This window comes from Sandarakinorhabdus sp. (genome assembly GCF_040398645.1).
Taxonomy (GTDB): Bacteria; Pseudomonadota; Alphaproteobacteria; order Sphingomonadales; family Sphingomonadaceae; genus Sandarakinorhabdus.
In genome coordinates this window covers 11053-16711 of record NZ_JBBATR010000051.1, presented here as the reverse complement: position 1 = coordinate 16711, position 5659 = coordinate 11053, and the positions used below count along the sequence as shown (strand labels likewise).

Annotated in this window: 6 protein-coding genes and 1 pseudogene; 4 read left to right on the top strand and 3 right to left on the bottom strand. The window is 66.8% G+C overall.

Annotated features, from left to right (window positions below; genetic code table 11):
* Both ABWP50_RS10720 and ABWP50_RS10715 read left to right on the top strand, forming a co-directional pair.
* Nucleotides 1–603 (top strand): hypothetical protein (locus tag ABWP50_RS10720; RefSeq protein ID WP_353217978.1); only part of this gene is annotated, 603 nt, incomplete at its 5' end.
* Entirely contained in the window at nt 603–1235 is a 633-nt protein-coding gene (locus ABWP50_RS10715) for a trimeric intracellular cation channel family protein (RefSeq protein WP_353217977.1), read from the top strand. The genes ABWP50_RS10720 and ABWP50_RS10715, both read left to right, overlap by 1 nt.
* On the opposite strand, the gene sppA is transcribed toward ABWP50_RS10715, so the two are convergent.
* The 3 genes from sppA to ABWP50_RS10700 form a co-directional block, all read right to left on the bottom strand.
* A complete protein-coding gene (gene sppA / locus ABWP50_RS10710; RefSeq protein ID WP_353217976.1) occupies nt 1220–3112 on the bottom strand; it encodes a signal peptide peptidase SppA in 1893 nt (630 codons plus the stop codon). The two genes, ABWP50_RS10715 and sppA, sit on opposite strands and share 16 nt — an antisense overlap.
* Before the next feature lie 112 nt (nt 3113–3224).
* A complete protein-coding gene (locus ABWP50_RS10705) occupies nt 3225–3947 on the bottom strand; it encodes a DUF3011 domain-containing protein (RefSeq protein ID WP_353217975.1) in 723 nt (240 codons plus the stop codon).
* Nucleotides 3948–4020: 73 nt separating this feature from the next.
* A complete protein-coding gene (locus ABWP50_RS10700) occupies nt 4021–4884 on the bottom strand; it encodes a DUF815 domain-containing protein (protein ID WP_353217974.1) in 864 nt (287 codons plus the stop codon).
* A gap of 128 nt (nt 4885–5012) precedes the next feature.
* On the opposite strand from ABWP50_RS10700, the gene yajC reads away from it, so the two are divergent.
* Both yajC and ABWP50_RS10690 read left to right on the top strand, forming a co-directional pair.
* A complete protein-coding gene (yajC, locus tag ABWP50_RS10695) occupies nt 5013–5381 on the top strand; it encodes a preprotein translocase subunit YajC (RefSeq protein ID WP_353217980.1) in 369 nt (122 codons plus the stop codon).
* Between the two features lie 6 nt (nt 5382–5387).
* Nucleotides 5388–5659: pseudogene (locus ABWP50_RS10690) on the top strand (protein translocase subunit SecD); the annotation flags it as partial.

The following is a 5659-nucleotide window of genomic DNA, read 5'->3' as shown; positions in this document are numbered from 1 at the left end:
GGCATTCAGATCATCCTGTGGGTGGCGTCCGGCCTGGTGATGGTCGCTCGCCCGATGGATGTGGTGCGGGGAACGACGCTGCGGGAAGCGCCGGTGGGCATGGTGATGCCGGCTGCGCTGCCGGCGCTCAAGGACGTCGAGAAGCTCGAACTGGGGCAATTGCTCGGCAAGCCGGTGTGGAAGCTGACGGATGCGGGCGGCAAGCGGCTGCTGGATGCGGCCACGGGGCGGCCGATTGCCATCACTGCTGCGCAGGCCGAGGCGGTTGCGCGGGCTGGCACGACGCTCACCGGGCCGGCGACCTTGACGGCGATCAGCGCGGCCAATCCGGCCAGCGATTGGCGGGAGACGGCGGGGTATCGGGTGGAATTTGCCGATGATGTGCGGGTCTATGTGACCACGCAGGGCGATATTGGCGCGGTGCGCACGCCGTGGTGGCGGTTTTATGATCTGTTCTGGGGCCTGCACATCATGGATTGGCAGGACCGTGAAGACACGCACGGGCCGCTGATCATTGCGGCGACGCTGATGGCGCTGGGCGTGGTGCTGTCGGGCGCGGTGCTGACAGTGAAGCACTTTGGCCGGCATTTCTGGCGGCGGTGATGGCCATCGTGCCGATTGCCCTGCCGCTGGAGCCGTTGCTGGCGGCGCTGGATATGGCCGGGGTGGCGGTGTTTGCCGTGTCCGGCGCGCTGGCGGCGGCGAAATCCAAGCAGACGATTGTGACCTTTGCGTTCTTTGCCGCCGTGACCGGGATTGGCGGCGGCACGCTCAGGGATTTGCTGATCGGGGCGCCGGTGTTCTGGGTGGGGCGGTCCGATTATCTGGGCATTTGCCTGGTCGCGGCGGCGGCGGTGTGGCTGCTGAAAGCGGATCGCTGGCGGATGAGCGCGCTGCTGTGGTTCGATGCGCTGGGCCTGGGGGCCTATGCCGTGCTGGGCGCGGCCAAGGCGCTCAATTACGGGGTGCCGGCCTTGCCGGCGGTGGTGATGGGGGTGCTCACGGCCAGCTTTGGCGGCATAATTCGCGATCTGCTGGCGGGGGAGCCGTCGATCCTGCTGCGCCGTGAAATCTATGTGTCGGCCGCAGCCTTGGGCGCCGGCACCTATGTCGCGCTCAGCGTGATCGGGGTGGGGATGTGGCCAGCCGCGGTGATTGGCGCTGCGGCCGGCTTTGGCCTGCGCGGCGTGGCCATTGCTACCGGGCTGGCGTTGCCCGGTTACCGCGAGGATTGAGCCGCCGCCAGCAGCCGGGCCATATGCTCGCTGCTGGTGCGCGCCGCCGCCGGGCGCGGGCTGCCGGCTGCCTGACATTCGATGCACAGCGCCTGCATGGTTGCGCCCTTGCCCGAGGCCAGAAAGCCCAGATCGGCAATGCCGGCGAGCAGTTGCTGGCGCGATGCCAGCATCGCCCGCGCCCACGGATCGCGCGCCTGCTGCTCGGCTTCGTTGCTGCCGAAGCTCTTGATGGCTTGCACCCATGCCGGCTCCGGCTTTTCGATGGCGACGACGCGTGGCAGGCCCTGGATGCCGGCACGCTTCGCCGCAGCGGCCACGGCCGCATCCAGCCCGCCGAGCGTGTCGACCAGCTTCAGGCGTTTGGCGTCGGTTCCGGTCCACACGCGGCCTTGCGCGATGCCATCAACCTCGGCTTCGGGCAGTTTGCGCGCCTTGGCAACGAGGCTGATGAAGCGGCGATAGGTGTTTTCGACGCCCATCTGAAGCACCTGGCGCACCGCAGGTGACAGACCGGCGACGATGTCAGGCTCCCCGCTGTAGGGAGTGGATTTGACGCCATCGGTGTTGATGCCGAGTTCGTTCAGCGCCCGCGGGAAGCTGGGGAACACGGCAAACACGCCGATGGAACCAGTGATCGTGGAGGCCTGGGCGAAGATTTCGTCCGCCGCTGTGCCGACCCAATAGCCGCCGCTGGCCGCCACTGGCCCGAAGCTGGCGACCACCGGCAAGCCATCGGCCTTTGCCGCCAGCAGCGCGGTGCGGATTTCTTCGGACGCGGTGACCGAACCACCGCCGGAATCGACGCGCACCACCAGGGCCTTGATGTTGTCGTCTTCGGCCAGCGCCTGTTCCAGTGCCTCGCGGATGGTGGCGCTGCCGGCGGTGCCGCGCGGCGCATCGCCATCGACGATATTGCCGCTGACATAGACAACGCCCACCGCGTCGTCGCTGCCGGAGGCCGCCGGGGATGTGGCGGCGAGATAATCGTCCAGCGAAACGCCGGCGAAATGGCCCCACGGCTCAAGATCGGCTTCGCCAACCAGCTTGACCATCGCCGCATCGAACGCGGCGCGGTCGCCAAGTTGATCGACCAGATTGGCCGCCAGTGCCGCCTTGGCACTGTCCCCGCCCGCCTGGCCAAGCCGTTGCGGCAATTGGGCAATATAGGCCGGCACGTCGGCGGCCGGGCGCAGGCGCTTGGCATCGGCCAGCCACGAGCCCCACAGGCTGTCCACCAGCGCCTGATCGGCGGCCTTGGCTTCGGGGGAGGCGCTGCTGCGGGTGAAGGGTTCGACAAAGCTCTTGTAGGTGCCGACCCGGAACACGTTCACATCGATTTGCAGCTTTTCGAGCGCGCGCGCAAAATAGAGTTGTGAGCCGCCCGGGCCGGCAAAAATCACACCGCCCATCGGATTGAGCCAGATGCGATTGGCGCCGGCTGCCAACTGCCAACTGTCATCGGAATAGGCGGTTGCCCAGCTGTGCACGGGCTTGCCGGCCTTGCGGAAGCGGGCAATGGCGTCGCTGATGGCGGCAATATTGGCCTGGCCGCCGCCTGCAAACAGATCAAGCTCCAGCACCAGCGCCTTGATGCGTTTGTCGGCGGCGGCGCGGTCGATGGCCGTCACCAGATCGCGCACCTGCAGTTCGCTGGCGACATTGCCGTTCAGGGCATCAAATGCCGTGGTTTCGCTGGCTTGATCGACGATGCCGCCATCAATCGACACCACCAGCGCAGCGCCATCGGGCACCACGGCCGGGGCAGCGCCCGACAATGCCGCCGACACCGCGATGAAAAACAACAGCAGCACGGCCAGCACCAGCGCATCCTTGATGCCGACAATGACTCGCCAGATGGTGCCCAAAATCTTCAAATGCCTGCGCCTTGTGGAAATGCTTTAGGCGCATACCCATAACAGCAGCATGTGCAGCACCGCAACCGCCGCCGTGCTGCCGGCTGGCGGCGCAGTGTCTCAGTGCCGCCGGTCAGCCGGCATCGGCCTTGGCCAGAAAATCCAGATTTCGCAGCGCCTTGTCGGTCGCCGTGCATTCCGCTGGCGTTGCCAGTGTTTCGGTTGGCCATGTGCCTTCCAGCGGCAAGCGGAACTGCCACGCGCCTTCGAATTGGCGGTGCATGACATCGCCGGTCAGCCGCAGTTTGGTGCCGCCGCTGCTGCCGATCTGGCGAGCGGCTTCGTCGATGCAGCGCCGGAATGCGCGTTCGGCAGCCGGCGGCACCAGATTCTGGCCGATATCGATGGCAGCTGACGGCTTGTTGCCGCTCTCGGCCGCGGCGTCGCCGTCCCGCTTCTTGTTCTTGGAGAGCAGCAGCGCCAGCAGGCCGGCAGCCACGGCGGCGCCAGCGATCACGGCGCCCGTGGACACGCCGCCATCATTGCGGCCACCATTGCCGCCCACCTGAAATTCGGCGCGGCAGCCATTGTTTACCCAGATGAAATTGCGTTCGGTGCCCCAATTGCGGCGGTTTTTGCAGTCCCCGCCCAACACGCGTGACAGGCGCACGCCGCTTCTGGTGTCCGCCTGGCAGCGGGCGTAGCGGTAATTTCGGCTTTCGCAGCGCAGGCTGTAGCCGTCCGACCCGCTGCTGTCGTTGCTGGTCCAGCGCGGGTTTGGTTGCGCGGCGGCGGGCGGGGCCGCAACGGCCGTGCACAGGGCAATCAACGCAGAAAATCCTGTCATGCGCATCATGATGGGCATCCCTTGAGCGGCTGAATCAACTGCAAACTGCTGCGTCCCAAATTCGCCAACCCGGCCGGGCAAGTCAAGCTGTGGATGCCGCTGTCAGCGCAGCGCCGGCAGCTTGCAATGCGACGCCTTGCGCGCCGGCTTGTTCGACCGTGAATTGCCACGCGACCCGGCCCGAGCGTGCACCGCGCGCCATTGCCCAGGCCAGCGCGGCCGATGGTTCGAAGTGCAGGCCGTGCGCCCCGGCATAAGCCGCGCACATCGCCAGATATTGCGCCTGATCGCAGGCGTGAAAGCCCAGCCGCAGCCCGAACCGATCGGCCAGCGCCAGCTGATCATCGGCAGCATCGCGCGGATTGATGGCATCAGCTTCGTTTTCGGCCAGACGGCGCGGCACCAGATGCCGGCGGTTGCTGGTGACGATCAGGCGGACATGATCGGGCCGCGCCTGCACGCCGCCATCCAGCAGGGAGCGCAGCGCGTGCACTTCGCCGGCATCGCTGCCAAGCGAGACGTCATCGACAAACACCAGAAACGCCCGTTGCACCGCTGCCAACCGGGCAAACAGCGCGGGCAGGGTGGGCAGGGCCGGCAGCAGCACCTGCACCAGCGCCAGATCATGGCCGCGCCCGGCCAGTTCGGCCACGACGCTGCGGGTCAGGCTGGATTTGCCCATGCCGCGCGCGCCCCACAGCAGCACATCATGCGCCGGCAGACCCAGCGCGTGGCGGCGGGTGTTTTCGAGCAGCTCCCGCGCCTGCACATCGACGCCCTGGTACAGCGCCAGCGGGGTGGTGCGCGCTGGCGGCAAGGCGGCCAGCGCTGCGCCGTCCCAGCCGAACCAATGGCCCGCGCCGGGATCGGCCGCCGCCGCCTGGGCCGGCGACAGGCGTTCGAGGGCAGCGGCAATCCGGGCCAGCAAGGCGGTGCGTTCATCCATGGCGCAGCGATAGCCAATGCCGGGTCATGTGCAAAGCCGCATGCAAACCGGCAGCGGCCCAGCAAGGTTGCGTGGCTGGCGGCAAGCCGCTAGAGCGCACCCATCCTGATTTCGAGAGTGAGCCCATGATATTTGCAACCCCGGCCTATGCCCAGACCGCTGGGGCCGCAGCCGCTGGCGGCACCGCTGCCCTGATCGGCTTTCTGCCCTATCTCGCGATCTTCGGGATTTTCTATTTTCTGATCATCCGCCCGCAGCAGCAGCGCGCCAAACAGCACCGCACCATGGTGGAAGGCGTGAAAAAGGGCGATGATGTCATCACCGGCGGCGGCATCCTCGGCAAGGCCGTTCGCGTGACCGACACCGAAGTGGAGATCGAAGCCGGCCCCGGCGTGAAGTTCCGCGTGCTGAAATCGACGCTGGCCGATGTGAAGGTGCGCGGTCTTGCTGCGGCCAACGACAGCGCTGCCGCCTCTGTCAGCCTCAACAAGGAATAAGCTGGCGTGCTCGACTTTCCCAAGTGGAAGATCTGGTCGATCTGGCTGACGGTGCTGCTGTGCTTCCTGCTGGCAGTGCCCAACATGCTGACGCCGTCGCAATTGGCGCTGATCCCGGATGGGCTGCCCAAAAGCCAGTTGCCGCTGGGCCTTGATCTGCGCGGCGGTTCGCATCTGATGCTGGAAGCGACGGCAAATGATGTCGAGAAGGCCAAGCTCGATGCGCTGGAAGACACGGTGCGCGGGGAAATGCGCACGGCCGAGGGCGGCGCGATTGC